General features: G+C 72.6%; 24 protein-coding genes. 11 read left to right on the top strand and 13 right to left on the bottom strand.

The genetic code is table 11. The features are described from left to right. Nucleotides 1-9 precede the first annotated feature (9 nt). From ACFWZH_RS25275 to galU, 4 genes are read right to left on the bottom strand one after another with little or no spacing between them, the layout of a single operon-like run. Entirely contained in the window at nt 10-513 is a 504-nt protein-coding gene (locus ACFWZH_RS25275; protein WP_384435412.1) for a molybdenum cofactor biosynthesis protein B, read from the bottom strand. Next, on the bottom strand, nt 510-992 hold the full coding sequence (gene moaC, locus ACFWZH_RS25270; protein WP_384435409.1) for a cyclic pyranopterin monophosphate synthase MoaC: 483 nt from the start codon (nt 990-992) through the stop codon (nt 510-512). The genes ACFWZH_RS25275 and moaC overlap by 4 nt, the downstream gene beginning before the upstream one ends. Before the next feature lie 59 nt (nt 993-1,051). Next, nucleotides 1,052-2,404, bottom strand: coding sequence for a gephyrin-like molybdotransferase Glp (gene glp / locus ACFWZH_RS25265; protein ID WP_384435406.1), 1,353 nt, complete (start codon nt 2,402-2,404; stop codon nt 1,052-1,054). Between the two features lie 4 nt (nt 2,405-2,408). Continuing rightward, complete coding sequence (gene galU / locus ACFWZH_RS25260) at nt 2,409-3,311, bottom strand: UTP--glucose-1-phosphate uridylyltransferase GalU (protein ID WP_384435403.1); 903 nt, start codon at nt 3,309-3,311, stop codon at nt 2,409-2,411. A gap of 111 nt (nt 3,312-3,422) precedes the next feature. Between galU and ACFWZH_RS25255 the strand changes: the two genes are divergently transcribed. Continuing rightward, a complete protein-coding gene (locus ACFWZH_RS25255; protein ID WP_384435401.1) occupies nt 3,423-4,025 on the top strand; it encodes a 5-formyltetrahydrofolate cyclo-ligase in 603 nt (200 codons plus the stop codon). Nucleotides 4,026-4,156: 131 nt separating this feature from the next. Here ACFWZH_RS25255 and ACFWZH_RS25250 read toward each other — a convergent pair whose 3' ends face one another. Next, nucleotides 4,157-6,880: a penicillin acylase family protein gene (locus ACFWZH_RS25250; RefSeq protein WP_384435398.1), complete on the bottom strand. Its 2,724-nt coding sequence runs from the start codon at nt 6,878-6,880 to the stop codon at nt 4,157-4,159. A gap of 174 nt (nt 6,881-7,054) precedes the next feature. Here ACFWZH_RS25250 and ACFWZH_RS25245 point away from each other — a divergent pair, with 174 nt between their 5' ends. The 5 genes from ACFWZH_RS25245 to mscL all read left to right on the top strand — a co-directional run bounded on the left by ACFWZH_RS25245 (nt 7,055) and on the right by mscL (nt 13,323). Further along, nucleotides 7,055-8,590 (top strand): potassium/proton antiporter, encoded by a 1,536-nt coding sequence (locus ACFWZH_RS25245; protein ID WP_384435395.1) that lies wholly within the window; start codon nt 7,055-7,057, stop codon nt 8,588-8,590. Between the two features lie 338 nt (nt 8,591-8,928). After that, nucleotides 8,929-10,221 carry an MFS transporter gene (locus ACFWZH_RS25240; RefSeq protein WP_384435392.1) on the top strand — a complete coding sequence of 431 codons (1,293 nt, stop codon included), beginning with the start codon at nt 8,929-8,931 and terminating at the stop codon, nt 10,219-10,221. A 112-nt stretch (nt 10,222-10,333) separates the two neighbouring features. Beyond that, nucleotides 10,334-10,669: an FmdB family zinc ribbon protein gene (locus tag ACFWZH_RS25235; RefSeq protein WP_384435389.1), complete on the top strand. Its 336-nt coding sequence runs from the start codon at nt 10,334-10,336 to the stop codon at nt 10,667-10,669. 177 nt (nt 10,670-10,846) lie between these two features. Continuing rightward, nucleotides 10,847-11,680 (top strand): S-methyl-5'-thioadenosine phosphorylase, encoded by an 834-nt coding sequence (locus ACFWZH_RS25230; protein WP_384435386.1) that lies wholly within the window; start codon nt 10,847-10,849, stop codon nt 11,678-11,680. 1,133 nt (nt 11,681-12,813) lie between these two features. Next, nucleotides 12,814-13,323: a large conductance mechanosensitive channel protein MscL gene (gene mscL / locus ACFWZH_RS25225; protein WP_384435383.1), complete on the top strand. Its 510-nt coding sequence runs from the start codon at nt 12,814-12,816 to the stop codon at nt 13,321-13,323. Nucleotides 13,324-13,363: 40 nt separating this feature from the next. Here mscL and ACFWZH_RS25220 read toward each other — a convergent pair whose 3' ends face one another. From ACFWZH_RS25220 to ACFWZH_RS25205, 4 genes are all read right to left on the bottom strand, one after another. Then, nucleotides 13,364-13,630, bottom strand: coding sequence for a hypothetical protein (locus ACFWZH_RS25220; RefSeq protein WP_384435380.1), 267 nt, complete (start codon nt 13,628-13,630; stop codon nt 13,364-13,366). A 270-nt stretch (nt 13,631-13,900) separates the two neighbouring features. Further along, nucleotides 13,901-14,377: a GNAT family N-acetyltransferase gene (locus ACFWZH_RS25215; protein WP_384435378.1), complete on the bottom strand. Its 477-nt coding sequence runs from the start codon at nt 14,375-14,377 to the stop codon at nt 13,901-13,903. A 39-nt stretch (nt 14,378-14,416) separates the two neighbouring features. After that, complete coding sequence (locus tag ACFWZH_RS25210; RefSeq protein ID WP_384435375.1) at nt 14,417-14,596, bottom strand: hypothetical protein; 180 nt, start codon at nt 14,594-14,596, stop codon at nt 14,417-14,419. A 183-nt stretch (nt 14,597-14,779) separates the two neighbouring features. Further along, nucleotides 14,780-15,280, bottom strand: coding sequence for an AMP-binding protein (locus ACFWZH_RS25205; RefSeq protein ID WP_384435372.1), 501 nt, complete (start codon nt 15,278-15,280; stop codon nt 14,780-14,782). Nucleotides 15,281-15,660: 380 nt separating this feature from the next. On the opposite strand from ACFWZH_RS25205, the gene ACFWZH_RS25200 reads away from it, so the two are divergent. Beyond that, nucleotides 15,661-17,046 carry an MFS transporter gene (locus ACFWZH_RS25200; protein ID WP_384435369.1) on the top strand — a complete coding sequence of 462 codons (1,386 nt, stop codon included), beginning with the start codon at nt 15,661-15,663 and terminating at the stop codon, nt 17,044-17,046. A gap of 23 nt (nt 17,047-17,069) precedes the next feature. Here ACFWZH_RS25200 and ACFWZH_RS25195 read toward each other — a convergent pair whose 3' ends face one another. Next, on the bottom strand, nt 17,070-18,593 hold the full coding sequence (locus tag ACFWZH_RS25195; RefSeq protein ID WP_384435366.1) for a rhodanese-like domain-containing protein: 1,524 nt from the start codon (nt 18,591-18,593) through the stop codon (nt 17,070-17,072). Between the two features lie 282 nt (nt 18,594-18,875). Here ACFWZH_RS25195 and ACFWZH_RS25190 point away from each other — a divergent pair, with 282 nt between their 5' ends. The 3 genes from ACFWZH_RS25190 to ACFWZH_RS25180 all read left to right on the top strand — a co-directional run bounded on the left by ACFWZH_RS25190 (nt 18,876) and on the right by ACFWZH_RS25180 (nt 21,864). Continuing rightward, nucleotides 18,876-19,727 carry a GntR family transcriptional regulator gene (locus ACFWZH_RS25190; protein ID WP_384435363.1) on the top strand — a complete coding sequence of 284 codons (852 nt, stop codon included), beginning with the start codon at nt 18,876-18,878 and terminating at the stop codon, nt 19,725-19,727. 1 nt (nt 19,728) lies between these two features. After that, nucleotides 19,729-20,580, top strand: a complete 852-nt coding sequence (locus tag ACFWZH_RS25185; protein WP_384435360.1) for a sulfite exporter TauE/SafE family protein — start codon at nt 19,729-19,731, stop codon at nt 20,578-20,580. Between the two features lie 69 nt (nt 20,581-20,649). Continuing rightward, the gene (locus tag ACFWZH_RS25180; protein WP_384435357.1) at nt 20,650-21,864 is read left to right on the top strand and encodes an FAD-dependent oxidoreductase; all 1,215 of its coding nucleotides are present in this window, start codon (nt 20,650-20,652) and stop codon (nt 21,862-21,864) included. A 58-nt stretch (nt 21,865-21,922) separates the two neighbouring features. Here ACFWZH_RS25180 and ACFWZH_RS25175 read toward each other — a convergent pair whose 3' ends face one another. The 3 genes from ACFWZH_RS25175 to ACFWZH_RS25165 all read right to left on the bottom strand — a co-directional run bounded on the left by ACFWZH_RS25175 (nt 21,923) and on the right by ACFWZH_RS25165 (nt 25,599). Then, nucleotides 21,923-22,987 carry a hypothetical protein gene (locus ACFWZH_RS25175; protein ID WP_384435355.1) on the bottom strand — a complete coding sequence of 355 codons (1,065 nt, stop codon included), beginning with the start codon at nt 22,985-22,987 and terminating at the stop codon, nt 21,923-21,925. 106 nt (nt 22,988-23,093) lie between these two features. After that, nucleotides 23,094-24,161, bottom strand: a complete 1,068-nt coding sequence (locus ACFWZH_RS25170) for a MerR family transcriptional regulator (protein WP_384435352.1) — start codon at nt 24,159-24,161, stop codon at nt 23,094-23,096. 112 nt (nt 24,162-24,273) lie between these two features. Next, complete coding sequence (locus ACFWZH_RS25165) at nt 24,274-25,599, bottom strand: amidohydrolase (RefSeq protein ID WP_384435349.1); 1,326 nt, start codon at nt 25,597-25,599, stop codon at nt 24,274-24,276. Nucleotides 25,600-25,801: 202 nt separating this feature from the next. Between ACFWZH_RS25165 and ACFWZH_RS25160 the strand changes: the two genes are divergently transcribed. Then, nucleotides 25,802-26,833 carry a methyltransferase gene (locus tag ACFWZH_RS25160; protein WP_384435346.1) on the top strand — a complete coding sequence of 344 codons (1,032 nt, stop codon included), beginning with the start codon at nt 25,802-25,804 and terminating at the stop codon, nt 26,831-26,833. Nucleotides 26,834-26,841 lie beyond the last annotated feature (8 nt).

Here is a 26,841-nt window from a genome sequence, read left to right as displayed (position 1 = left end):
AGGGCGCGTTCAGCTCGGGCTCCCGGAGGGGCGGGGGTGGTCGCCGCCGCGGATCTGGTCCACGGCGTGCGGGAGGAGGTCGGCGAGGACGGCGAGGCCGTCGCGGACGCCGCCCGTCGAGCCGGGGAGGTTGACGATCAGCGTCGTGCCGGCGACACCGGCCAGGCCGCGGGAGAGGGCGGCGGTGGGGACCTTCTCGCGCCCGGCGGCGCGGATCGCCTCGGGGATGCCGGGGACCTCGTGGTCCAGGACCCGGCGGGTGGCCTCGGGGGTGCGGTCGGTGGGCGACAGGCCCGTACCGCCGGTGGTGAGGACGACGGCGTAGCGGTCGGCGCCGACGGCTTCGCGCAGGGCGGCCTCCACCGGGTCACCGTCGGGGACCACCTGCGGGCCGTCGACCTCGAAGCCCATGGCCGTCAGGCCCTCGACCAGCAGCGGGCCGCCCCTGTCGGGGTAGACGCCGGCCGCGGCGCGGTTGGAGGCGGTGACGACCAGGGCGCGGGCGGGTCTCATGACCGGCTCCAGTCGCCGGACTTGCCGCCGGTCTTCTCCTCGACCCGGATGTCGGAGATCACCGCGGCCTTGTCGACGGCCTTGATCATGTCGACGACGGTGAGGGCGGCCACCGAGACGGCGGTCAGCGCCTCCATCTCCACGCCCGTGCGGTCGGTGGTCTTGACCGTGGCCACGATCTCGACGGCCTCGTCGGTGAGGGAGAGGTCCACCTTCACACCGGAGACGGCGAGGGGGTGGCAGAGCGGGATCAGCTCGGGGGTGCGCTTGGCGCCCATGATGCCGGCGATCCGGGCGGTGGCCAGGGCATCGCCCTTGGGCATGCCCTCGCCCCGCAGCAACTCGATGACCTGCGGCGATACCAGGACCCGGCCGCGGGCGCGGGCCGTGCGGGCGGTGACCTCCTTCGCGGAGACGTCGACCATCCGCGCCGCGCCCGACGCGTCGAGATGGGTGAGGTGTTGCTGGCCGCTGCTCATCGTTCTCCCGGTCGAAACTGCCGCCTGTGGGACGACACCGTACCCCCGGCGGCTCCGGGTCACCCGGCGGGCTGTCCCAGCGGGACGACCTCCACGGTCCCGCCCGCGGGAACCTCGGTGGTGTCCTCGGGGACGACGATCAGCGCGTTGGCGTGCGCCATGGCCTTGATCAGGTGGGAGCCGGCGCCGCCGACGGGGGTGACCGTGCCGGCCTCGGCGTCGTAGGAACCGCGCAGGAACTGCCGCTTGCCCTTGGGCGAGGAGGTGATGGCCTGGGCGCACCGGGCGGAGGCGGTCGGGCGGTGTACGTCCGCCAGGCCCATCAGGGCGCGGATGGCGGGGCGTACGAACACCTCGAAGGAGACGTACGAGCTGACCGGATTGCCGGGCAGGGCGAGGAGCGGGGTGCGGTCGGGGCCGATGAGACCGAAGCCCTGGGGCTTGCCCGGCTGCATGGCGAGCTTGCGGAACTCCACGCCGCCGCCCGCGAGGGGTGAGTCGTCGGGCTCGGCGGCGGACAGCCCCGCGAGGGTCTCCTTGACCACGTCGTACGCGCCGACGCTGACCCCGCCGCTGGTGACGAGGATGTCGGCCCGGATGAGCTGGTCCTCCAGCGTGGCGCGCAGCGTCTCGGCGTCGTCGGCGACGGCGCCCACGCGGTAGGCGATGGCGCCGGCGGCGCGGGCGGCGGCGGCGAGCTGGAAGCTGTTGGAGTCGTGGATCTGGCCGGGGCCCAACGCCTCGCCGGGCTGGACCAGTTCGCTGCCGGTCGACATCACCACGACGCGGGGGCGGGGGCGGACCCGGACCGTGCCGTGGCCGAGGGCGGCGAGCAGGCCGATCTGGGAGGGGCCGAGGACCGTGCCCGCCGCGAGGGCCGGCTCGCCTTCGGTGACGTCGCTGCCGCGGCGGCGGATGTGGGCGCCGGCGGCGGCCGGGCGGTGGACGCGGACCTCGCCGCCGGCGTCCTGCGGGGCGGCGCTGTGGGCGCGCATCGTGGCGGCCGGTCCCTGGCCCGTGCCGCCGTCGGTCCACTCCACGGGGACGACGGCCTCGGCGCCGGGCGGCAGGGGGGCTCCGGTCATGATCCGGGCGGCCTGGCCGGGGCCGACCTCCGGCAGCGCGCCGCTGCCCGCCGCGACATCGCCGATGACGGTCAGGGCGACCGGGGCGGCTTCCGTGGCGCCCGCCACGTCGGCGGCGCGGACGGCATAGCCGTCCATGGAGCTGTTGTCGAAGGGCGGCAGGGCGACGGCGACCGTGACGTCCTCGACCAGGACGCAGCCCTGGGCGTCGAGGAGCTGCAGCTCGATCGGTTCCAGCGGGGTGATCTGGGACAGGACGTCGTCGAGGTGCTCGGCCACCGACCAGACGCGGTCCTGGTGGCTGGTCCGGTCGGTGGCGTGGTTCAACGTCCTACATCTCCTCGGTCACGTAACTGCGCAGCCAGGTCCTGAAGTCCGGGCCCAGGTCCTCACGTTCGCATGCCAGTCTGACAATGGCACGCAGATAGTCGCCACGGTCACCGGTGTCATAGCGGCGGCCCTTGAAGACCACGCCGTGCACCGGCCCGCCCAGGGACGGGTCGGCGGCCAGCGCCTGGAGGGCGTCGGTGAGCTGGATCTCGCCGCCGCGGCCCGGGTCGGTCTTGCGCAGCACCTCGAAGACGGCCGGGTCGAGGACGTAGCGGCCGATGATCGCGAGGTTGCTGGGGGCCTCGGCCGGGTCGGGCTTCTCGACCAGGTCCGAGACGGTCACCACGTCGTCGTCGCCGGTGGGAGCGGCGGCCGCGCAGCCGTAGAGGTGGATGTTCGCCGGGTCGACCTCCATGAGGGCGATGACGGAGCCGCCGTACTGCTCCTGGACCTCGACCATCCGCGCCAGCAGCGGGTCGCGGGGGTCGATCAGGTCGTCACCGAGGAGGACCGCGAAGGGCTGGTCGCCGACGTGGGGAGCGGCGCAGAGCACGGCGTGGCCCAGGCCCTTGGGGTCGCCCTGGCGTACGTAGTGCATGGTCGCCAGGTCGCTGGACTCCTGCACCTTGGCGAGGCGGGACTCGTCGCCCTTGCGGTGCAGGGCCTCTTCGAGCTCGTAGTTGCGGTCGAAGTGGTCCTCGAGGGGGCGCTTGTTGCGGCCGGTCACCATCAGGACGTCGGAGAGCCCGGCGGCGGCCGCCTCCTCCACCACGTACTGGATGGCGGGCTTGTCGACGACCGGGAGCATCTCCTTGGGTGTGGCCTTCGTGGCGGGGAGAAACCTGGTGCCGAGGCCGGCTGCTGGGATGACAGCCTTGCTGATCCGTGTGTGCGATGGGGTCATGCGCGACACCATAACCGGCCCTATCGGAACGATGATGAGGGTCCGGTCAATAGAGCACGAGAGCGGGAGCAAGGGCACACAGTGAGCACGAACCACGATAGAAAGCGCAGGTTGCGGCGCGATCTCCTGGAGGTGAGGAGATCGTTGCCGGCGGATGTCATCGCGGCGACGGGCGAGGCGCTGGCCCGACGGACGCTGGAGCTGGACGAGTTGGCCCCCTATGTCGCCCCGCCGCCGGACGCCCCGCGCCCCGAGACCCCGCCGACCGTCGCCGCATATGTCTCGATTGGTGGCGAACCTTCCACCCGCGCCCTGCTGGACCGGCTGCGGGCGGCCGGGGTGCGGGTGCTGCTGCCGGTGCTGCTCCCGGACAACGATCTGGACTGGGCGCTCTACGAGGGCGCCGAGCGGCTCGTACCGGCGGGCTGGGGGCTGCTGGAGCCCGACGGCGAGCGGCTGACCCCGAAGGCCGTCACACAGGCGCAGGTGGTGCTGCTGCCGGGGCTGGCGGTGGACCGGCGGGGGTTGCGGCTGGGGCGCGGCGGCGGCTCGTACGACCGGGTGCTGGCGCGGCTGGAGCGCGCCGGTGCGCAGGCGTCGCTGGTGGTGCTGCTCTACGACGCGGAGGTGCTGGCCGAAGTGCCGGCCGAGCCGCACGACCGGTATGTGCACGCCGCGGTGACGCCGTCGGCGGTGCACCGCTTCCGGCACTGAGCACCACGGGCGGGCCGCGTACCGGCCTGCGGCGCAAACGCCTACGGGCGGGCCGGGAGACCTTCGTGGAGGTCTCCCGCCCGCCCGTAGGCGTCACAGGACGGCGGCGCCCCGGCGGGGCGGCGTCTGCCCTAGGGGGACAGCGTCAGCGTGTCCTTCCCGGCCTTCTTGACCGCCTCTTCGCCGAACGCCCAGGGCAGCAGTTCGCCCTTGGCCCACTTGTCCGTCTGGTCGTAGTAGTGGGTGTCGTAGGCGTGCCCGGAGGCGCCGGTGAGGTTGATCCAGCGGGACTTGTCGAGGTCGGCGAGGTTGACCACCATCCGCATCGACGGGACCCAGGTGACCTTGTAGCCGCCGGCGGCGTTCCAGCCGGTGGCGTCGACCGCGGCCTCACCGCCACCGAGGTTCCAGGGGCCGCGGTTGAACAGGCCCTGCAGCATCCCCGGCCCGTCGGTGCCCAGGGTCTGGTTCTTCAGGAACAGCTGGTGCAGCCGGCCCCAGCTCCAGTTGTCGATGTTCTTGCCCAGCTTGGAGGTCAGCTCGTAGCGCGCGTCGGTCATGGCGTGCGCGAGGAGCTGGTCGCGGTTCTTGTCGCCGGGCCGGCCGGGCCGGTCCTCGGTCTTCCACCAGGCGTTGTCGGGGTCGTCGAGGATGTTGCGGACCACCTCGTACCAGCGGTCGCCGCCGTCGGGCTGGGCGGTGTCGCCGTCGCGCTCACCGCATTCGCGGACGTAGGTGTCGTTCTCGTCGGCGGGGCCGGTCTCGTCGGCCGGGCGGACGTTGAGGCACTGGCCCTGGACCCGCAGCTCCTTGGGCATCTTGTTGCCGAAGGCGAGCTTGAGGGTGTTGCGCCAGACGGCGTTGAAGTAGGCGGCCGCGGCGGAGTCGGGCTCCTGGGTGAAGTCCCAGCCCTCCAGCAGCTGCTGGGCGTCGCGGACGTAGCCGTCCTTGATGTCGATCTTCGTCAGGTAGGGCGTCAGCAGCCGGGCGATCTCGCTGCTGTTGTCCTTCTGGAAGGTCTGCATGTCGTCGGTGGAGACCTTGCCGCCGTCCTTGATCTTCGACTGGATCAGGTCGTTGATCCGCTGGCTGCGGGAGCCGTAGCCCCAGTCCTTGGTGATCAGGTAGGGGTACTTCTCGTCGACGACGGCCTGGTTGGCGGTGACGATGTAGCCGCGCCGGGGGTTGTACTCGTACGGCAGGGACTTCTGCGGGATGTAGCTCTTCCACTGGTAGGCCGGGTCCCAGCCGGGCGCCGGGTAGGTGCCGTCGAAGTGCCCGTCGCCCTTGCCGCGGACCGGGATCCGGCCGGGCGCCTGGTAGCCGATGTTGCCCTTGGTGTCGGCGTAGATCAGGTTCTGGGAGGGGACCTCGAAGTGCTCGGCGGCCTTGCGGAAGCCGCTCCAGTCCTTGGCGCGGTTGAGCTCGAAGACGCCGTCCATGGAGTTGCCGGGGTCCAGCGCGGTCCAGCGCAGCGATACGGCGTAGCCGTCGCCGCGGTCCGGTGCGGCGTTGCCCACGGGGGCGTCCTTGCCCACGTTGCCGAGCTCGTCGTCGCGGTCGGAGACGATCGGCCCGTTGTTGGTGGAGCGGACGGTGATCTCGCGGCTCTCACCGCCGGCGACCTTGATGGTCTCCTTGCGGGTGGTGAAGGGCCGCTGCCGGTTGTCGTAGAGGTACCCCTCGGCGTTGATCTTCTCCAGGTACAGATCGGTGACGTCCGCGCCGAGGTTGGTCATGCCCCAGGAGATGTTCTGGTTGTGGCCGATGACGACGCCGGGCATCCCGGAGAAGGTGAAGCCGGAGACGTCGTAGTTGCACTTGGGGCCGGTGGTACGGCAGTGCAGGCCCATCTGGTACCAGAGCGAGGGCATCTGCGGGGCCAGGTGCGGATCGTTGGCGAGCAGCGGCTTGCCGGTGGTGGTGTGCGCACCGGAGACGACCCAGGAGTTGGAGCCGATGCCGTTGCCGTTGGGGCCGAGCAGCGCCGGGATCTCGTCGAGGGTCTTGGACAGCGAGGACAGCTGCGTCTGCAGGCCGCCGACGGCGGTGCCGGTGCCGGCGGGGGCGGAGTTGGCCGAGCGCTTGGGCGTGAACTGCTTGGTGGCCGGGTCGACCGTGCCGCCGTCGACGATCGGCTGGTTCCGCTTGTACGGGTACGCCGGGTAGAGCTGGGCGATCTGCTCCGGGGTGAAGCGGCTGGTCATCAGGGAGCGGTCGATCTCCTCCTGCATGTTGCCGCGCAGGTCCCAGGCCATCGCCTTGAGCCAGGCCACCGAGTCGACCGGCGTCCACTTGCCGGGCTTGTAGTCGTTCTCGAAGTCCAGCGCCGCGTACTCCAGGGACAGCGCCGACCCCTGGTGGTCCTTGAGGTAGGCGTTGACACCGGCGGAGTAGGCCTGGAGGTACTTCTTGGTTCCGGGCGACAGCTTGGTGTCGTACTCCTTCTGCGCCACGTGGTGCCAGCCCAGGGTGCGCAGGAAGGCGTCGGTCTTGACCTGGCTCTTGCCGAACATCTCCGAGAGCCGGCCCGCGGTCATGTGGCGCCGGACGTCCATCTCCCAGAAGCGGTCCTGGGCCTGGACGTAGCCCTGGGCGCGGAAGAGGTCCTCGTCGGTGTCGGCGTAGATCTGCGGGATGCCGTTGGCGTCGCGGACGACGTCCACCGGGTTTGTCAGACCCGGGAGTTTGAGCGATCCGGTCGTCTGCGGAATGGAGGCGCGTACGGTGCTGACCCCCCAGAACGCGCCGAAGCCGATGCCCGCCACGAGCAGCAGCACGACAGTGATCGCGACGAGACGGCCGCGCCGCCCCTTCTTCTTCCTGGGGACTGGGCCGGACTTGTTGGCGGGCATCTCGGTCCTTCGAGGGGCAGGGTGGGAGTGCTGGAGCAACCATAGGCGCACGGGTTCGGCGACCCCTACGCGGAGTCACCACCAGCACATCCGACTTTCAAGTAATGGTAAATTGTTAGTCTCAGTAACTAGATACGGTAAGGAAAGCTACCCACCGGCCCACCGCCCGAACCTGTGCGAGGAAGGACCAGCTCCCTGACTGTCGAACACCTCAACGAACTCCTGCTGATCTGCTCACTCGTGCTGCTCATCGCCGTCGCCGCGGTGCGGGTGTCCTCGCGCAGCGGGCTCCCCAGCCTGCTCATCTACCTGGGGATAGGCGTCGCCATAGGGCAGGACGGCATCGGCGGCGTCGCCTTCGACGGTGCCGAGCTGACCCAGATCCTCGGCTATGCCGCACTGGTCGTGATCCTCGCCGAGGGCGGCCTGGGCACCAAGTGGAAAGAGATCAAACCGGCGCTGCCCCAGGCGGCGGCGCTCTCCACGGTCGGCGTCGCGGTGAGCGTGGGGGTCACCGCGGCCGGTGCGCATTATCTGGCCGGAATTGACTGGCGGCAGGCGCTGCTGATCGGCGCCGTGGTCTCCTCCACGGACGCCGCGGCGGTCTTCTCCGTACTGCGCAACGTGCCGCTGCCCTCCCGCCTGACAGGTGTTCTGGAAGCCGAATCCGGCTTCAACGACGCCCCGGTGGTCATCCTCGTCGTCGCCTTCTCCACCGTGGGACCGGTCGACGAGTGGTACCTCCTGCTCGGCACCATCGCCCTGGAGCTGGCGATCGGCGCCGCCGTCGGACTGGCCATCGGCTGGATCGGCGCGTACGGGCTGCGGCATGTGGCGCTGCCCGCGTCCGGCCTCTACCCGATCGCCGTCATGGCCATCGCGGTCTCCGCGTACGCGGCCGGCGCGCTGGCGCACGGCTCCGGCTTCCTCGCCGTCTATCTGGCCGCGGTGATCCTCGGCAACGCCAAGCTGCCGCACGCACCGGCCACCCGCGGCTTCGCCGAGGGCCTCGGCTGGATCGGCCAGATCGGCATGTTCGTGCTGCTGGGCCTGCTGGTCACCCCGCACAAGCTGGTCGACGACTTCGTGCCCGCGCTGGTCATCGGGCTGATCCTGACGATCGTGGCCCGGCCGGCGTCGGTGTTCACCGCGCTGCTGCCGTTCCGGGTGCCCTGGCGGGAGAAGACCCTGCTGTCCTGGGCCGGGCTGCGCGGCGCGGTCCCCATCGTGCTGGCCACCATTCCGATGGTGAGCGACGTACCCGGCAGCGAGCGGGTCTTCAACATCGTCTTCGTCCTGGTCGTGGTCTACACCCTCGTCCAGGGGCCGACGCTGCCGTGGCTGGCCCGACGGCTGGAACTGGGCAACGGCAAGGAGGCCGCCGACCTGGGCATCGAGTCGGCTCCCCTGGAGCGGCTGCGCGGCCATCTGCTGTCCACGTCCATCGGCCCGACGTCCCGTATGCACGGCGTCGAGGTCGGCGAGCTGCGGATGCCCGCGGGCGCCGCGGTCACCCTCGTCGTACGGGACGGCGCCAGCTTCGTGCCCGCGCCGACCACGGTGCTGCGGCGCGGCGACGAGCTGCTGGTGGTGGCCACGGACCAGGTGCGCGACGCGGCCGAGCGGCGGCTGCAGGCGGTCTCCCAGGGCGGCAAGCTGGCCGGCTGGCTGGGGACGGACGGCGCCGCGCGGCGGCACCCCCGCGGGTAGGGCCCGCGCCGCCCGGGGGCCGGGCCCCCGCGGCGCGGCCGCCCGGAAATGTGCTGCAGATCTCCACGGAACCCAAGGAAATTTACGTGAAGCCCTGGCTAATCCCAGGGCTTCACGCGCTTGGGCCTGTAGTATGAAAAGGAACAACGACGAACCAACTCTGCCTGACGCAGAGCTGGCGCGACCGCTCGGCGGCCGCGGTCCCCTGCCACACGCAGCCACCTCTCGGGGTGCGGACCATGCGGTATCACTCGGTCCTGCGCGAGAGGACAGCTCTCGGCGCGTACCCGTGACGACCTCGCGGGTGGCGCGCTACCAGGCGGCAGAAAGGCCCGGCCGTGGCATCCGCGGTCAAGGACTCCCGTCCCGGTTACGGACAACTGCTCCGCACCCCAGGTGCATGGACATTCCTGCTGCCCGGCTTTCTGGCCCGGCAGCCCTTCGCGATGCTGACGATCGGCATCGTGCTGCTCGTCGAGTCCACCACCGGCTCGTACGGCACCGCGGGCGCGGTGTCCGCCGCCACCGGTGTCTCGATGGCGCTGTTCGCCCCGCAGAGCGGCAAACTCGCCGACCGCTTCGGCCAGCGCGCGGTACTGATCCCCGGCGTCCTGGTCCACGTCGCCGGCGTCACGGCACTGATCACCCTGGCCCTCGTCCACGCCCCCCTGTGGGCGCTGCTCGCCGTGGCCGTCCCCACGGGCGCCTCGACTCCGCAGGTCGGCCCGATGGTGCGGGCCCGCTGGGCCTCCCGGCTCGGCGGCAGCCCGTTGATGCCGACGGCCGCCGCCTTCGAGTCGGTGACCGACGAGTTCACCTTCGTGGTCGGCCCCGTCCTGGCGACCGCGCTGTGCACGGGCATCCACCCGGCGGCCGGCCTGATCGCCGAGGCCGCGCTGACGCTGGCCGGCGGGCTGCTGTTCGCCTCGCAGCGGCGCAGCCAGCCTCCGGTGCACCGGGCCGGGGCCGGCGACCGGCCGCGCGTCTCGGCGCTGTCGGTGCCCGGCGTCCGCGTCCTGATCGTGGCGTTCCTCGGCATCGGCGCCGTCTTCGGCGGTATGCAGGTCTCGCTGACCGCGTTCACCCAGGACATCGGGCAGCCCGGCATCAACGGCGTGCTCTACGGGATCTTCGCCGGCGGCAACATGCTCGCCGGGGTCGCCTGCGGCGCGATCGCCTGGAAGGTCGGCCCGCGACGCCGGCTGCTGGTCGCCTACGGCCTGCTGGCGCTGGCCACCACTCCGCTGTGGACGGTGACCGCCGTGCCGCTGCTGGGCGCCGTCGGCCTGGTCGTCGGCCTGTGCATCGCCCCGGCCCTGATCACCGGCTACACGCTCGTCGAGTCGCTGGTGCCGGCCGCCGCCCGTACCGAGGCCTTCACCTGGCTGACCGGCGCGGTCGCGCTGGGCCAGGCGGCCGCGGCCACCTCCGCCGGCCAGCTGGCGGACCGCTTCGGCCCGAGCACCGGCTTCCTGGTGCCGCTGGCGGGCACGGCGCTGGCCCTGGTGGTACTGGTCGCGCTCCGCGCCCACCTGCTGCCGCGCTCCTCGACCGTGGTCGCCTCCCAGGGAGACGCGGCTGTGTCCCCCGCTGCCGCCGACGACCGGGAGCGGGAGCTGACGAGCGCCTGAACGGACGTGGAGTCGGTCACCGTATCCCCGTCACGGTGGACTGACGGGCGGGAATACTGCAATATGGAGCGTCGTTAGCACTCATCGAGTGAGAGTGCCAGGAGGAAGTCAAGTGCCGACGTACCAGTACCAGTGCACCGAGTGCGGCGAGGGCCTCGAGGCGGTGCAGAAGTTCACCGACGACGCGCTCACGGAGTGCCCCAGCTGCAACGGACGCCTCAAGAAGGTGTTCTCCGCAGTCGGCATCGTCTTCAAGGGCTCCGGCTTCTACCGCAACGACAGCCGCGGTGCGTCGTCCAGCAGCAGCCCCGCGAAGAGCTCCCCCTCGTCGAGCGGCACGTCCTCCTCGGACTCCGCCGGCTCCTCGTCGAGCAGCTCCGACTCCGCGTCCTCCACCCCGGCCGCGGCGACCTCCAGCAGCACGTCGAGCACCAGCTCCGCGGCCTGAGCCGCACCCCGCACTTCTTCGGACCCCGCCGTCTTCGTGGACGGCGGGGTTCGGTTGTTCCGGGGGTCCGGCCGTGGTCGGGTGGCTCCGGTGCCTCAGGGCCTCTGGTGCTCCACGAGGCGGCCGGATCGCTGATCACGGGGCCGACCGGCACCCGCTCCCGCTAGTGTGGCCCGCATGGCTGACGCGGAGATAGGTGTCATCGGCGGCTCGGGGTTCTACTCCTTCCTCGACGACGTGACCGAAATCACGGTGGACACCCCCTACGGTGCCCCCAGCGACTCGCTGTTCCTGGGCGAGATCGCCGGCCGCCAGGTCGCCTTCCTGCCCCGGCACGGCCGCGGCCACCACCTCCCGCCGCACCGCATCAACTACCGCGCCAACCTGTGGGCGCTGCGCTCCGTCGGCGTACGGCAGGTCCTCGGCCCGTGCGCGGTCGGCGGTCTGCGCCCCGAGTACGGCCCCGGCACGCTGCTCGTCCCCGACCAGCTCGTCGACCGCACCAAGGCGCGCCCGCAGACCTACTTCGACGGCCATCCGCTGCCGGACGGCAGCGTCCCCAACGTCGTCCACCTCACCTTCGCCGACCCGTACTGCCCCACCGGCCGTCGGGCCGCCCTCACGGCCGCCCGCGGCCGCGACTGGGAGCCGGTCGACGGCGGCACGCTCGTCGTCATCGAGGGTCCGCGCTTCTCCACCCGCGCCGAATCGCGCTGGCACGCCGCCCAGGGCTGGTCGGTGGTCGGCATGACCGGCCACCCCGAAGCGGTCCTGGCCCGCGAACTGAGCCTGTGCTACACCTCGTTGTCCCTGGTCACCGACCTGGACGCGGGCACCGAGACCGGTGACGGGGTCTCCCACGAAGAGGTTCTCGCCGTCTTCTCGCAGAACGTCGGCCGGCTGCGCGAGGTGCTCTTCGACGCGGTCGCCGCACTGCCCGACAACACCGCCAGGGACTGCCTGTGCGTCGACGCCCACGCGGGCTGGGAGCTGGGCATCGAGCTGCCGTGAGCCTGTTCCGCCCGGCTCCCTCTCCCGGGTGGCCGGGTTGTCCACAAGGGCGGGGTCGTCCACAGCCCGGAGCGGGCGCGGGCGGACTGCGGCACGGTGAGACGTAGCCCAAGGCAAACCCCTCGTCACAGGCGGTCCTTCATGCCCAGCACATTCACCGACCCGACGCCGCAGCCCCTCCGCTCGGCCCCGCCCGCCCCTCTCCTGCCCACGCCTCCGCGCCGCGAAGTGGCGCAGTTCGCTCCGGTGCAGGTCACGCCCTCCCGTCATCGGTTACGAAGGTTCGCGCGACAGCGCCGCGGGGCCCTGGCGGCAGTCACCATGACCGCGGCCGCTCTGGCCATTACCGTGCAGCCGGAGACCGACGACGCACGAACTCGGTGCTCAGCGCACCTCACCACACACAAAGATCGCTTTATGCGACCCCACGGGCGACTGCACGTACCCATAGCCCAGAAATGAGAAGTGCGTCACCAATCGAAAGCCTTCACCCAGGCGCACATTTGATCGCGATAGCGCTCATGACAGCGGCGACATTTCAGAGAACTTTCAACGAACTCCCCTAGGCGAGGGCCATATCCGTCCTCTCCCTCCGCCCCCTTTACCCGCTCACCCGCAGACTTCCTTTGCGCTTGCCGCTGCCCGCCGCAAGACCGTCACGCACACGGGACGTGAACGTCGCGATCACCACCCCTTAAAGCCCGCCTTGTCATCCGAGAATCACTTATTGGCGACGACGAGCCGCCCGGCACCGCGGGCGCCCGCCCTGGGAGGGAGCAGCGCTCAGGACGGGGACAGCGGGCCCGCCGGGCCCAGGGGCAGCACCCTTCCATCCCCTACGGAGCAAGAATTTCCCCTTTCCCGTCTCCTTCCGACCCGGCTCGGAAACAAGTCGGACGTCAAATGTCCATACGTGGCCATGAAACGGAAGGGCAGGCATTCGGCCACGCGCCCACGCTCGACTCGCCTCACCACACCGATCCATGAAACAAAGCGGAGATCACCCATATCTCGACCCGAGCCAAAAGGGAGCCTTATGGAAAAACATCTCACCTGACCCGAGTTGCGCAGCCTGAGCAGGTCCGGGATCATCCTTCGAGGCGCATCGGCCAGACGAGAAAGGGTCCTCATCGGTGAGCACGGAGAAGAGAAGCGTCCTCGCAGGCTTCAGGGAATTCCTGATGCGAGGCAACGTGGTCGAACTCGCGGTCGCGGTCGTCGTCGGTGCGGCGTTCACCAACATCGTCAACGCGGTGGTGAAGGGCGTCATCAGCCCCATCGTGGGCGCCCTCGGTTCGCAGAACCTGGACCACTACCAGTCCTGTCTGACCGCGACGTGCGCCAAGGACCCCAAGACGGGCGCGTTCACCGACGGCATCTACATCCTCTGGGGCTCGGTGCTGAGCGCCGCGCTGACGTTCCTGATCACCGCCGCCGTCGTCTACTTCCTCATGATCCTTCCGATGAACAAGTGGAAGGAACGCCAGGAGGCCAAGAAGCCGGTCGATGACGCCCCGGCGTCCCAGACCGAGGTCGAGCTGCTCACCGAGATCCGCGACGCGCTGATCGCCCAGCGCGCCGGCTCGCCCACCCTGCCGTCCTCCGCCTCGGGGACCATCGGCAGCCAGAAGACCCACGAGTAGCAGGCGCCAGAGGCCGGCACACGCCGCCCCCTCGCCTCGCTCAGAGGTGGTGGGGCGGCTTTTCGTCGAGGAAGCGGGCGAGATCGGCGGCGCTGTCACCGCCGGCCGGGCGCTCGCCCCAGCCGCGATCGGTGTCGTCGGAGGACTGCTGGTTCAGCGGGTCGTCGAAGATCAGCCTTGCGGCGGGCCTACGGGCCGGGCGCGGTGCCGGCGCGGCCGCCGGAGCCTGGTCGCCGCTGCCGTCGGCATCGGTAGCCGCGGCGGCCTCGGGCCCAGGGGTCTGCTCGGATTCGGGGGTGGTGCTCACGCCTCCAGGGTACGGGCGGGCCGGGCACTGCCGGGCCCTGCCGCCCTGCAGCACCCGCCTGTGCCCTCCCGTCGGCTTCCCCTTCGGACCCAGGTCGCCTCGGCACGGACCGGCAAGCAAGCCCAAGCCGCCGGTCAGGCGGCCAGCCGGTGAAGTGGTCCGCCGGGCGAGCGGTCACTCACTCAGGCGCTCAGGCGGCCAGGAGGCCCGCCGGTCACTCGCTCAGGCGGCCAGCCAGTAGGACGTTCCTTCGCTCAGGCGGCCACCCAGTCAGGTGGCCAAGCGCAGTTCGCCGACAACCTGGTCGCCGCTCATCTCTCCGGTCCGTACGAAGCCGAGTCGCCGGTAGAACCGTTCCGGCCCGTGCTCGCCCGGGACCCAGGTCACCGTCGCCCGGGTCTGCCCGCGCCCGCGGATCTCCTCGCACACGGACTCCACGGCGAACCGGCCGTAGCCCCGGCCCTGTTGATCGGCGGCGATGTTCAGGCGCCAGATGCCCGAGCGCAGCCTGTCCCGAGGGTTCTCCGGGTCGAAGCGCACGAGGAAGAAGCCCATGACGAAGCCCACGAGCTGTTCACCGTCAAAGATCAACCGGGGCCAGGCGATCTCGGGCTGCGCATACGCCTCGGCCAGCGAGCGCGCCACCGGCGCCACCAGCCCCTCCTGGTCCGGCCGGACCCGTAGCCGGCATGCGGCCTCGACGTTGTCCGGCGTGACCGTCTCCAGGCGTAGCGATGATGACGTCATGCCGGAAAGCTACCGGCCGTTCGCCGAGGACTCGACGGGTTAATCGGTGCCCGCGGCGGACCGGCCCTGGCTGCCCTTGTCGTGGGTGGGTACGGGGTGCGGGCGCTGCCCGTCGTGGGGCCGGGTCGGCGGGCTCTGGGAGGCGTGTTTGCGCTTGCGGGGGCGGCCCGGGGCGGTGCCGGGGAGGGCGTGGCTCGCGTATGCCTGGTCGTGGGGCATGGGTGATCACCCTTCCGTTGGCCGTGGCACGGGTCCGTCGGCGGTGACACAGGTCCGTGGCTGTGGCACAGGTCCCACGCTAGGCAGCGAGGGGGCCGACCGCCTGTTGTGCGGCCTTTTCGGGTGAGTGCCCCTGGGAAAAGGGAAAGTCGGGTGTCCGCTGAGCCAGGGCGGCCGTGGCCGTCAGCGGCTCTTCACCGCCCCGTCCAGCGCCTCGTGCCACCACATGTCGCGGCCGGGCTTCCAGGACACCGGACGCGAGCAGCGGTTCACCACCAGCACCGTGCGATCGGACGCGCCCCCCGCGGCCGCGCCTCGCGCCAGTGCATGGTCGAGCAGGGCCTTCACCGGCCGTACGGCCCCGTCCCAGAACGCCGCGTCCGCGGTGATCACCACCCGGGCGTCCGACTCCCGGGTCCGCGCGACCAGTTCGGGCACCGTCAGCGAGACCGGCAGCGTGGTACGTATCGCATCCAGCCGGCCGCAGGCGAGGGTGGCGATCACCGACTCCGGGACCAGCGGCAGATGGACCGCCACCCGGTCGCCGGCCCGGACCCCGAGCCGGGCGAGCGCGGCAGCGGCCCGTGCGGCCTGGTCGAGGAGCATGCCGTGCGTCAGTTCCTCCAGACGCCCCGGCTCCCCACTCCAGGTGAGGGCGATCCGCGACGCTTCCGGCTCTTGCACTTCGCGGGCGTCTTCTACATGCTCTGTGATCACACTGCGCAACATGCGGATCAGCATGTAGATCACCGATCAACGATCGCTTAACGTCCGCTGTACGGGGCCGGCGCACGCCCCTTCCCGCACCTCGGCGGGCAACACCCCTACGGGCTCTTCCCCTAGAGGAACTCCCCTACGGGCCGTTCCCCTCAGGGCCCAGGACCCTGCTTCCTTCGGTCCCGGCCCTGCTGTCTACGGGTCCCGGCCCTGCTGCCCAGGGCTCCCGCCGCCTACGGGTCCTTCCCCCTTCTGGTGCACCCCACCCCTCCTCTCCCCTGCAGTTTTCCGCCAACCCCTGAGCCATCCGTGCCCGGGGGCTCATGAGACTCGTGAGAGGTGCCCTCATGCCCGCCACGCCGCAGTCCGTACCGCCCCCGCGTCCGTGCCCGGACCCGCCCGCGCGCTCTGCCTCCTCCGCGCGCTCGCGGGCCCGTTGGGCGCTGGCCGCCGTCGCCACCGGCGCCTTCTGCGTACAGCTGGACGCCTTCGCGCTGAACCCCGCGCTCCCCGTCATCCGCACCGACCTGGACGGTTCCCGGACCGCCCTGCCCTGGGCGGTCGGCGGCTATCTGCTCACCGCCGGCTCCCTGATGCCGGTCGCCGGCCGGCTGGCCGACCTGTGGGGGCGCCGCCGGACGCTGGCCCTGGGGCTGGCGCTCTTCGCCGCCGCAGCCGCGCTGTGCGCGCTCGCGCCGTCGCTGCCGCTCCTGGTGGCGGCGCGGTTGCTGCAGGGTGCGGGCGGCGCGCTGATCATGCCCGCCGGGCTGGCCCTGCTCACCAACGCCTGCCCACCGGGGCGCGTGCAACGGGCGATCGGGCAGGCGCTGGGCCTGGCCGGACTGGCCACCGTCTGCGGTCCGTTCGTCGGCGGCGCGCTCGCCCGGTTCGTGTCCTGGCGAGCCGTCTTCTGGCTGACGGTGCCGCTCGCCGTGGCGGCCGCCGCCTGCGCCCTCCGGACGGCCGAATCACATGCCCCGGATGCGGGAAGGCACCCCTTCGACCTCACGGGCGCGGTCGCCGCCACCGGCGCGCTGGCCTGCCTGGCCCGTTGGCTGGAACACCCCGCGGACTGGGGCTGGGCGGCCGCCGCGCCGGCGCTCGGCGCGCTCTTCCTACGGGCCGAGCGCCGCTCCCCCGACCCACTGGTGGACCTGGCGCTGTTCCGCAACCGCCCGTATGTGGCGCTGACCGTGGCCGGTGCGGTCGCCAACTCCGCGACCGTGGCCCTGTTGTACGTGGTCCCGCTGCTGCTCCAACAGGGCCGGGGGTGGTCCGCCCTGGACGCGGGGGTGGCGTTCCTGGCTCCGGCGGCCGCCCTGGCCGCCGGCGGCCCGCTGGCCGGCCGGGTGCGGCCGGAGCGGGCCGTGCCGGTGATGGCGGTCTGCCTGTCGGCCGCCGGGGCCGCACTGTGGGCCGTCGGTCCCCGCACGGACGTGCCCGCCCTGGTGGCGGCCTCGACGGTGGCCGCGGCGGCGCTGGGCGTGGCCGGCGGGCTGGCCCTCACCGGCACCCAGGCGGTCGTACGCCGCGAGCGCGCCGGCGAGGCCTCCGGGGTGACCAAGGCCGTGATGACGGCCACGGCAGGGGTGGGGCTGGCGCTGGTCGGTGCCGGCACCGGAGCGGGGAGCGGCCCCCGTCCGGCCCTGGCCCCGCCCGCTGCCGCCTGCCTCGTCGCCGCCGTGGCCATCGCGCTGGTACGCGTACTTCGCCGGAAGGGCCGGCGGCGGTGAACGGACGGTCGTGGCGCGGGCGTTCAGTCCCTCCCCGCGGCCACCGCCTCGTACCCGCCCACCACATCGCACACATCCCCGAACCCGTGCGCCTCCAGCAGCGCCGCCGCGATCACCGACCGGTTCCCGCTGCGGCAGTAGAGGACGACCGGGCGCGACGGGTCCAGTTCGGCGAGGCGGTCGGTGAGGCCGGCCAACGGGATGCTGTGGGCGCCGGGGAGGGCGCCCGTCGCGAACTCGGCCGGATTGCGGACGTCGATCAACTGGGCGCGCGCCACCCGGCCGTCGGGCGACGCAGCCGTGTCGGCCACCCGGGCGTCACCGGGCGCCTCCCGCTCCGCCCCCCTGCCGTCGACCGCCTCCGCGCCGAGCGCCCGATCACCGCCCGGTCCGCCTGCCTCCAGGGGCAGTTCCTCGGGACGGATGCGACGGCTGTGCCGGACCAGTGCGGACGTGGACGCGGACGCACGGTCCAATACGGCGGCGGGGTCGGGCAGATGGCCGAGGACGCGGTCATAGCCGATGCGGGCCAGGCGAAGGCGGGCCTCCTGCTCCTTGCCGGGGTCGGCGAACAGCACGATCGGGGTGCCCGGGGGGACCACGCTGCCGGCGTACTCCGCGAACCGGGTGTCCAGGCTCGTATGCAGCGATCCGGCCAGGTGCGCGCGGGTGTACGCGGCCAGCGGACGGCAGTCGAGGAGGGCGGCGCCGTGCTGGTCGCGGGCCGCGAGCGCCTCCTCCAGGGTCAGGGCAGGCAGCGGGGCGGACTCCAGCAGGGGGTGGCCGTCCCGGTTGAGTGCCGCATCGTGCGCGAAGTAACCGGGGGTGGCGGGCTGGCCCGCGGTGACCAGCCGGACGAACGCGTCCTTCGCCATGGGCTGCAGGGCGTAGTTGAGGCGGCGCTGGTCTCCGATGGTGGAGCTGGTCTCGGTGGACAGGCTCCGGCCGCAGGCCGAGCCGGCGCCATGTGCGGGGAAGACCCGGGTGGCGTCCGGGAGAACCATGAGTTTGGTGTGCAGGGAGTGGTGCAGCCGCAGGGCCATGTCCTCCGGGGAGTGGCCGGCCGCGGAGAGCAGATCGGGGCGGCCGACATCGCCGACGAAGAGGGTGTCGCCGGTGAGCACCCCGAACGGCACGTCGTCGTCGGGGTGTTCGTGGACGACCAGGCAGATGGACTCCATGGTGTGGCCGGGAGTGGCGAGGACGGTGAGGGTGACCCCCTCGGCGCTCCCCTCGCCCTCGCCGGCCCCCAGCCGGATGCGCTCGCCGTCCCGTAACCGCCTGATGGGGAAGCCGGTTTCGGCGGCCTCCCCGAAGGCGATGGCGGCGCCGGTGGCCCGTGCGATCTCAAGGTGGCCGGAGAGGAAGTCGGCGTGAATGTGCGTCTCGATGACGAGTTCGATGCGCAGGCCGGCGGCCTCCGCGTCGTGCAGGTAGTCGTCGATGTCGCGGCGCGGGTCGACGAGGACGGCGCGTCCGGTGGTCCGGTCGCCGATCAGGTACGACGCCTGGGAGAGGCAGTCGAGGTAGTACTGGGCGAAGTGCACGGTCGGCCTCCAGGGGGCGGGCGGACGCCGGGCGCGGGGGCGGAGTCCGCTTTGGGCGGGGTGCGGGTGGAGCGCGTTGTGCGGATGCACGGATGTACGTACATTAAGGAGCCGGGTCGGCGGGCGACAAGCGGGGGGTGGCCTCTCGCGCCATCCACCACCCCCTCGCATCAGCCCGCACCCCACGCCGGCTTGACACCGCTTCAATCCGATGCGGCGTCAGCTGACGAGACGTTCGCGACCGCACCCGCGCACCCACCCGTACGTTCCGGAGGAGCCACCATGACGACCGAGCCGCCACCGGACGGCGCCGCCGCCGGCGGGCACGCACCGCGCCCCCTGGACCGGCGCTCACCGCTCCCCCTCTGGGCGCAGCTCTTCGACGATCTGCGCCGCCGGATGGCAGCCGGTGCGTTCACCGACGAGTTCCCGGCCGAGCACCGGCTCACCGGCGAGTACGCGGTGAGCCGGCACACCGTCCGCGAGGCGCTGCGCAAACTGCGCGCCGACGGCCTGGTGATCGCCGAACGCGGCCGCGCCAGCCGGCTGGACACCCGCCGCATACAGCAGCCGCTGGGCTCGCTCTACAGCCTCTTCCGCGAGCTGGAGGGGCAGGGCGTCGAGCAGCGCAGCGAGGTGCTGCGGCTGGAGCGGACCGCGGACGCGACGGTCGCCGGTCAACTGGGGCTGATCCCGGACGCACCGCTGGTCGTACTGGAGCGGCTGCGGCTCGCGGACGGCGAACCGCTCGCCCACGACACCGCCTATCTGCCCGCCGAGATCGCCGAGCCGCTGCTGGAGGCCGACTTCGGGCACACCTCGCTCTACGGTGAGCTGTCGCGGCGCTGCTCGGTGAAGGTCACCGGCGGCCGGGAGCGGATCCAGCCGTTCCTGCCGGACGTCCGGCAGGCGTGGCTGCTGGGGCTGGCCGACCGGGAGGCGGCGTTCGCCATCGAGCGGTTGGGCCGGGCCGGGGAGCGGCCGGTGGAGTGGCGGGAGACGGTGGTCCGCGGCGACCGGTTCACCTTCGTCGCGGAGTGGTCGGACGACAGCCGCAACGTCGCCCTCGCGCCACGCGCCGCCGCCCCGTCCCCGGACGGGTATCCGTCCCCGGCCTCCTGTCCGTCCGCGTAGCGTGTCCGTCCTCTTAGTCGTCGCGGCGCTGCCGTGCGGGCTGCTGATAGGGCTGCTGCTGGGGGCGCTGGGCGGTGGCGGTTCGGTGCTGGCGGTGCCCGCGCTGGTGTATCTGCTGGGGCAGTCGCCGCACGAGGCGACCGCGGGCGCGCTGATCGTCGTCACGGTCGGCGCGGTGACCGGACTCGTCTGCCATGCCCGCGCCCGCCGGGTCCGCTGGGCGGCCGGCGCCGCCGTGGGCGTACTGGGTACGGCGGGCAGCTACCTCGGCTCCCGTTGGAGCGCGGAGCTGCCGTCCGGCGTCCTGATGGCGGCGTTCGCGGGGCTGATGCTCGTGGTGGCGGCGATGCTGGCGCGGCGGGCGCTGCGCGAGCGGCGCACGACCGGCACCCCGACGGAGGGCGCAATGGGGGCCCCGGCGGCCACCACTTCCCTACCGGACCCCGTACGGGACGGCGCCCTACCGGATCCCGTACGGGCCCCCGTCAGGGTCTCCCGGGTCGCCGCCACCGCCTCCGCCATAGGGCTGCTCACCGGCTTCTTCGGAGTCGGCGGAGGCTTTGTCGTCGTCCCCGCCCTCACCCTGGTCCTGGGCCTGGAGATGCCGGTGGCCATCGGCACCTCGCTGCTCGTCGTCCTGATCAACTCCCTCACCGCACTGGGCACCCGGGCCGGCACGATCGCCCTGGACTGGCCGCTGCTGGCCGGCTTCGCGGCCTGCGCGGCGATCGGCAGCCACCTCGGCCCGCGGCTGACCGCGCGCCTGCACCCGCGGACACTGGCCTGCGCCTTCGCGTTCCTCGTCACCGTCGTCGCCGTCGTCATGGCGGCCACCGCCGTCCCCCGCCTCTGACCGACCGTCAAGAACCGACCACCGAAGCCACCGTCCCGGCACTCCGGGCCGAACACCAGGAGGAACCGCATGACGTCCCCCACCGCAGCCCAGGCCCACCACCGCGTTGTGATCGTCGGCGGCGGCACCGCGGGCATCACCGTCGCCGCCCGCTTACGCCGCGCCGGCGTCCGGGACATCGCGCTGCTGGAGCCCTCCGAGACGCACTGGTACCAGCCGCTGTGGACGCTGGTGGGCGGCGGCCAGGCCCCGCTGCGCGCCGCGCTGCGCACCGAGGCGGAGGTCGTCCCGCCCGGTGTGCGCTGGCTGCGCGAACGCGCCACCGCCGTCGACCCGACCGCCCGTACGGTCACCACCGCCTCCGGCCGGGTGCTGTCCTACGAACGGCTGGTCCTGGCGCCCGGCCTGCGGCTCGACTGGGACGGCGTGCCCGGCCTGGCCGCGGCCCTCGGGCACGGCGGCGTGACCAGCAACTACCGCCCCGACCTCGCCCCGCTCACCTGGGACCTGATCCGCCGGACGCGCCGCGGCACCGCGCTGTTCACCATGCCGTCCGGGCCGGTGAAGTGCGGCGGCGCCCCGCAGAAGATCGCGTATCTGGCGGCCGACCACTGGCGCAAGCGCGGTGTCCTGGGCGCCATCCGCACCATCCTGGTGCTCCCGGAGCCTGCCATGTTCAAGGTGCCGGTCTTCAGCCGCGCGCTGGAGGAGACCGCACGGCGGTACGGCATCGAGGTACGCCTGCGCTCCGAGATGACCAGCCTGGACGGCGCGGCACGTACGGCGGTGATCACCGATCACGCCACCGGTGAGGCCGAGACCGTCCACTACGACCTCCTGCACGCCGTACCGCCGCAGCGCGCCCCCGAGTGGCTGGCGAACGGCCCGCTCGCCGACCCCGACTCCCCCTACGGGTACGTCAAGGCCGACCGGCAAACCCTCCAACACCCCGACTTCCCCGAGGTGTTCGTCCTCGGCGATGTCGCCAACCTGCCCACCTCCAAGACGGGCGCGGCGATCCGCAAGCAGGCCCCGGTCGTCGTCGCCAACCTCCTCGCCGGTCTGCGCGGACGCCCCGCCACCGCCCACTACGACGGCTACACCTCCTGCCCCCTGGTCACCGCCCGCCACAAGATGCTGCTCGCCGAATTCGACTACGACCTTCGGCCGACCCCCTCCATCCCCTTCCTCGACACCACGCGCGAGCGCACCGACATGTGGTTCCTCAAGCGCTACGGCCTGCCGCAGCTGTACTTCAAGGGGATGCTGAAGGGCATCGCGTAGGGGTCGCCCCTGACACGGCAGGGCGAAGACCCCCAGGGCCTGTCCGAGGGGCCGGGCCCTAGAACAGATGAGGGTACGAGTGGCCGCGCACCCGGTCGTAGATGCCGCGCAGCCACGGCTGCCGGACGGCGGGGAGCCGTGCCAGCGTGTCGAGGAAGATCTGCTGGTCGGGCCATAGCGGCCGCCATGGACGCAGCGGCGGTGGATCGTCGCGGAGGACCCCGTCCGGCAGCCCGCCGCTCGCCGGGACCGGCAGCCGTTCGCGGGGGAAGGCCAAAGAGGCCCACACCTCGGCGGGCAGCGGCACGGCCCGGGCGGTGCCGGGGGGCTGCCACGGGTCCCCCGTCCGCGGGTGCCGGGGCACCAGGACGATGTCGGGGGCGGGGTCCGCGACGGGCAGGCCCGGTCCGGCCGGCGCCACGGTCCTCGCCGGCGCCCCGCCCGGGAGCAGCACGTCGAGCGGGCGGCCGAACAGGTCCCGGAGCAGGCCGCCGGGGACGTTCAGGGGTGTGCCCGACGAGGCCGCCAGCAGATGCGCCAGTCCCGCTCCGGCAGCCGCCTCCCACTGCGGGCTCCACTGCCCGGACTGGTCGACCGGCGGCGGTCCCGGCCGCTCCCGTATCGCGGCCGCCTCCCAGCCGGACGGCCCCGCGGCCGGCCCGTCGGCGGGCAGAGCGCGGACGGCGTCCGGGGCGAACCACACCGCCTGCCACAACGAGCAGTCGTCGATGCGGGTCGCCACGGCCCGTCCGCACCGCTCGCATGCGAGGTTCGGGCCGTCGCCGCCGGTCAGTCCGCAGCAGTGGCCGCCGCATCGATCCGGGATCAGGACGGTGCCGCGGGTGTCACCGGGCGCGACGACGATCGCTCCCGGAGCGCCGTAGGACAGGGCGTACACCGGCGCGAACACGCCGCGGGCGGCCGCCTCGTCCTCCCCGACCTCGCTCCACCGCCGCCATGGCGGCCCCCAGGGGTCCGGGTCCACGGCGTAGGTGCCCGACTCCATGAGCACCGGGAGCAGTACGCCGTTCCCCCACTTCTGGTGGGCGTGGACGGGGAGCGCGACCTGGGACACCGGGGCGCTCAACACCGCGTCGCATCCCGCGCACACGAACACCGTCATGCACCCTCCCCGCCCCGAACATGCGGATTATCCCGGCCCGACGATCGAGGGCCAACGGCTATTGCGGGCCGCCGCGCCGACCGGCCGGGCCTGCCCCACGGGTGTCTCAGTCGTCGTTCACCGCGGCCACGTCCGCGACGACACAGCCGATGTTGTCCGGTGCGCCGGCCCGGTGGGCGAGCCCGATCAGGTCCCGTACGGCCTGGTCGGGGTCGGCGGCCGCGGTCAGCACCTCCGAGATCGCCTCGGTCGGCACCACCCCGGACAGCCCGTCGGTGCACAGCAGGTAGCGCTCACCGGGCCGCGCCTGCAGCAACTGCAGGTCGGGGGCGAACTCCGGGCCCCCGTCGAGCGCCCGCAGCAACTGTGCGCGCTGCGGGTGCGACGGTGCCTCCTCGGGCGTGAGCCGGCCCTGGTCGACCAGGGACTGGACCAGGCTGTGGTCGTGGGTGATGCGGAACAGGCCGGAGTCGCGCAGGACGTAGGCGCGGGAGTCGCCGATGTGCAGCAGGGCCAGCTGCGAGCCGGAGAGGAGCAGGGCGGTCAGGGTGCTGCCCGTCGCCTCGTCCGCCGACGGGGCGGCGCGGTGGGCGCGCTGGGCGGCCTCCTCCAGCGCGGTGAGCGGGTCCGTCGAGGCCGGTTCCACGTCCTCCAGAGCCCTCAGTTCCGCTATCGCGGCGGCCGCCGCCGGTCCGCCGCTCGCGCCGAAGCCGTCGGCCACGGCGAGCAGCCGCGGTCCCGCGTGGGCGGCGTCCTGGTCGGCCGCGCGGACCAGCCCCCGATCGGTGCGGGCGGCGTAGCGCAGGGTCAGGGCGGGTGAAGTGGTCATGGCGGTGTCCTTCCGCTGCAGCTGATCGACGAGGAAGGCGGCCAGTTCACGGCGCGCGGCGGTGTCGGCCTCGACCTGGGCCCAGTACGCGGCGACCGCCTCGGCCGCCGCGGCCCCGGTCAGTTCGCACACCTCGCGGACGCGGGCCAGCGGCATGCCGAGCCGGCGCAGCCAGGCGACCAGCCGGGCCCGCTCCAGCTGGGCCGGGGCGTAGTGGCGGTAGCCGTTGACCGGGTCCACATGGGCCGGGCGCAGCAGACCGAGTTCGTCGTAGAGGCGCAGCGCCTTGGGCGAGAGCCGGCAGGCGCGTGCGAACGCTCCGATGGTCAGCAGTTCGGCGGCCATGTGGCGTGCTCCTCCCGGGCCCGGTCGGCCCGTCCGGCCGTCCGCCCTCTTCCTCGTACCGGGCGCTCGGGGCCCGGCACCGCCGATGCTGGGGCTTTCCCCTGGGACAAGGTCAACCAGCCGATACGGCCCCCGGGGCGAACTGGTTCAGCGCCGCCGCGGTCAGCGCCTCGACGCCCATGGTGAGGGTCGGCCGGACCACCGGTACGAAGTGCGGTGAGTGGTTGGAGGGGATGTCCTGGGCCAGCCGCCCGGCCGCCAGGGCCGTCCGGAACTCCTCGGGGTCCCAGCCGCCCAGCCACCAGTAGTACAGGGGCGCCCCGGCGGCGGTGGCCAGGAGGCCGGCGTCCTCGCTGCCGGTGGCCGGTTCGTAGGCGAACAGCCGCTGCTCGCCGAAGAGCCGGGTGAACTCCGCGTTGACGCCGTGCAGGGTCGCCGCGTCGTTGACCGTGACCGGGAAGGAGTCCAGCAGCTCGGTCTCGGGTGCGCGGCTCGCGCCGGAGGCGGTGGCCTCGGCGCGGGCGATGCGGTCGACGGCGGCCAGTACGGCGGTGCGTACGGTCTCGTCGAAGGTGCGGACGCTGAGCCGTACGACGGCCCGGTCGGGGATGACGTTGGCGGTGTCCCCGGCGTGGAAGGAGCCGACGGTGACCACCACCCGGTCCTTGGGCGCGACTTCGCGGGCCACCACGGACTGCACCCGCTGGACGAAGGACGCCGCCATCAGGATCGGGTCGACGGTGGTCTCGGGACGTGAGCCGTGGCCGCCGGTGCCGTGGAAGGTGATCTCCAGGCTGTCGGCGGCGGCCATACAGGCGCCGGGGCAGTACGCGATCAGCCCGGCGCCGAACGGGGCGACGTGCTGGGCCAGCACCACGTCGGGGGTGGGGACCAGTCCCTTGCTGTAGAGCCCGGCGTCGACCATGGCGCGGGCGCCGCTGCCGACCTCCTCGGCGGGCTGGAAGAGCGCGATCAGCGTGCCGGACCAGTGCTCCCGGCCGGCCGCGAGCAGGTCCGCCGCGCCCAGCAGACAGGTGACGTGCACGTCGTGGCCGCAGGCGTGCATCAGACCGGGGACCGTGGAGGCGTAGTCCAGGCCGGAGTTCTCGGTGACGGGCAGCGCGTCCATGTCGGCACGCAGCAGGACCACCGGACCCGGGCCGTTGCGCAGTACCCCCACGACGCCGGTCCGGGCGATGCCGGTGGTGACCTCGTAGCCGTGGTCGGCCAGCCGGCGGGCGGCCTCGGCGGCGGTACGGGTCTCCTGGAAGCCGAGTTCGGGGTGGCGGTGGAGGTCTTCGTAGAGGGCGACGAGGTCTGTGAGGCGGTCGTCGAGCGGGGCGAGGACGGCGGCGGACGCGGTCGCCCCTGCGGTCGTGGCGCGCTGTGCGGTCGTAGCGGTCTGTCCGGTCATTCCGTACGTGTCACTGTCGCTCATACACGCATTCGACCATGAAGCGCCGCCCGCCATCGAGCGGCCGCCCGCGGCCGGCCCTGGTGCCGGACACACCGACCGCTGGCCGGACTTAGCGGTTGGTCACCGCACTTACCGTGACACCGCCGCCCCCGGCTGCAACCGTGGATCACCCCGCCTGCGACCGCCGATCAGCAGGCCCCAAGTCGACGACCGGAGGCTGACGTTGGCCACTTCCACCCACCACCCGACCGGCGAGCCCCATGACCTCTCGGCCCATCTGATGGAGCACGCCATGGGCCACCTCTTCTCCGCCGCCTTACGCACCGCCGCCCACCACCGCGTCGCCGACCATCTCGGCGAGGGCCCCCGCACCGTCGAGCAGCTCGCCGCCGCCACCGGCACCCACGCCCCGCATCTGCGCCGCGTACTGCGCTACCTCGCCACCCGCGGCATCTTCCGGGAGGACGCCGCGGGCGCCTTCCAGCTGACGCCGAGCGCCGAGGCGCTACGCACTGATGCCCCGCAGTCGCTCCACCCCGCCGTCATGATGATGACCGACGACATGTTCCTGCGGGCGTCGGCCGGTATGCCGGAGGCCGTGGAGCACGGCGGCGCCGCCTTCGAGCGGCTCTTCGGTGCGCCCTTCTTCGAGCATCTGCTGTCGGATCCGGCCACCCGCGCGCTCTTCGACAGCGGGATGTCGTCCCTCTCCGGCCCGGTGGACGAGGCCGTGGTGGCCGCGTACCCGTTCCCCGAGACCGGCACGGTCGTGGACGTCGGCGGCGGCCGCGGCGGCCTGCTGCGCGACGTGCTGCGCCGCCACCCCCAGCTGACGGGGGTGCTCTTCGACCAGGCGCCGCCGCTGGCCGACCACCTTCTGGACGGCGACGAGCTGAAGGGGCGCTGGCGCACCCAGGAGGGCGACTTCTTCACCTCCGTGCCGTCCGGCGGCGATGTCTACATCCTCAAGCACATTCTTCACGACTGGTCCGACGACGCCTGCCGGCGCATCCTGCGCTCCTGCCACGCGGCCATGGCGACGGGCAGCAAGCTGCTGGTCGTCGACTCCGTACTGCCGTCGGGCAACGCCCCGCACTTCGCCAAGACCCTGGACGTCGCGATGATGGCGATCCTCGACGCCCAGGAGCGCACCGCCGAGGAGTTCTCGACGCTGCTGGGTGCGAACGGCTTCCGGCTGACGCGGGTGCTGCCGACCGCGGCCTATCCGTCGATCGTGGAGGCCGTCGCCGAATGACGGCCGCC

The sequence above is a fragment of the Streptomyces sp. NPDC059008 genome, assembly GCF_042749045.1.
Taxonomy (GTDB): Bacteria; Actinomycetota; Actinomycetes; order Streptomycetales; family Streptomycetaceae; genus Streptomyces.
Note: the sequence above shows the minus strand (reverse complement) of the source record. Positions and strands in the feature narration are given on the sequence as shown.

Bases quoted from the DNA above. Each gene is read 5' to 3' on its own strand.
- ACFWZH_RS25275 (WP_384435412.1), bottom strand. From the start codon at position 513: ATGAGACCCGCCCGCGCCCTGGTCGTCACCGCCTCCAACCGCGCCGCG.
- moaC (WP_384435409.1), bottom strand. From the start codon at position 992: ATGAGCAGCGGCCAGCAACACCTCACCCATCTCGACGCGTCGGGCGCG.
- galU (WP_384435403.1), bottom strand. From the start codon at position 3,311: ATGACCCCATCGCACACACGGATCAGCAAGGCTGTCATCCCAGCAGCC.
- ACFWZH_RS25250 (WP_384435398.1), bottom strand. From the start codon at position 6,880: ATGCCCGCCAACAAGTCCGGCCCAGTCCCCAGGAAGAAGAAGGGGCGG.
- ACFWZH_RS25230 (WP_384435386.1), top strand. From the start codon at position 10,847: ATGGCTGACGCGGAGATAGGTGTCATCGGCGGCTCGGGGTTCTACTCC.
- ACFWZH_RS25215 (WP_384435378.1), bottom strand. From the start codon at position 14,377: ATGACGTCATCATCGCTACGCCTGGAGACGGTCACGCCGGACAACGTC.
- ACFWZH_RS25210 (WP_384435375.1), bottom strand. From the start codon at position 14,596: ATGCCCCACGACCAGGCATACGCGAGCCACGCCCTCCCCGGCACCGCC.
- ACFWZH_RS25200 (WP_384435369.1), top strand. From the start codon at position 15,661: ATGCCCGCCACGCCGCAGTCCGTACCGCCCCCGCGTCCGTGCCCGGAC.
- ACFWZH_RS25190 (WP_384435363.1), top strand. From the start codon at position 18,876: ATGACGACCGAGCCGCCACCGGACGGCGCCGCCGCCGGCGGGCACGCA.
- ACFWZH_RS25180 (WP_384435357.1), top strand. From the start codon at position 20,650: ATGACGTCCCCCACCGCAGCCCAGGCCCACCACCGCGTTGTGATCGTC.
- ACFWZH_RS25175 (WP_384435355.1), bottom strand. From the start codon at position 22,987: ATGACGGTGTTCGTGTGCGCGGGATGCGACGCGGTGTTGAGCGCCCCG.
- ACFWZH_RS25170 (WP_384435352.1), bottom strand. From the start codon at position 24,161: ATGGCCGCCGAACTGCTGACCATCGGAGCGTTCGCACGCGCCTGCCGG.
- ACFWZH_RS25165 (WP_384435349.1), bottom strand. From the start codon at position 25,599: ATGAGCGACAGTGACACGTACGGAATGACCGGACAGACCGCTACGACC.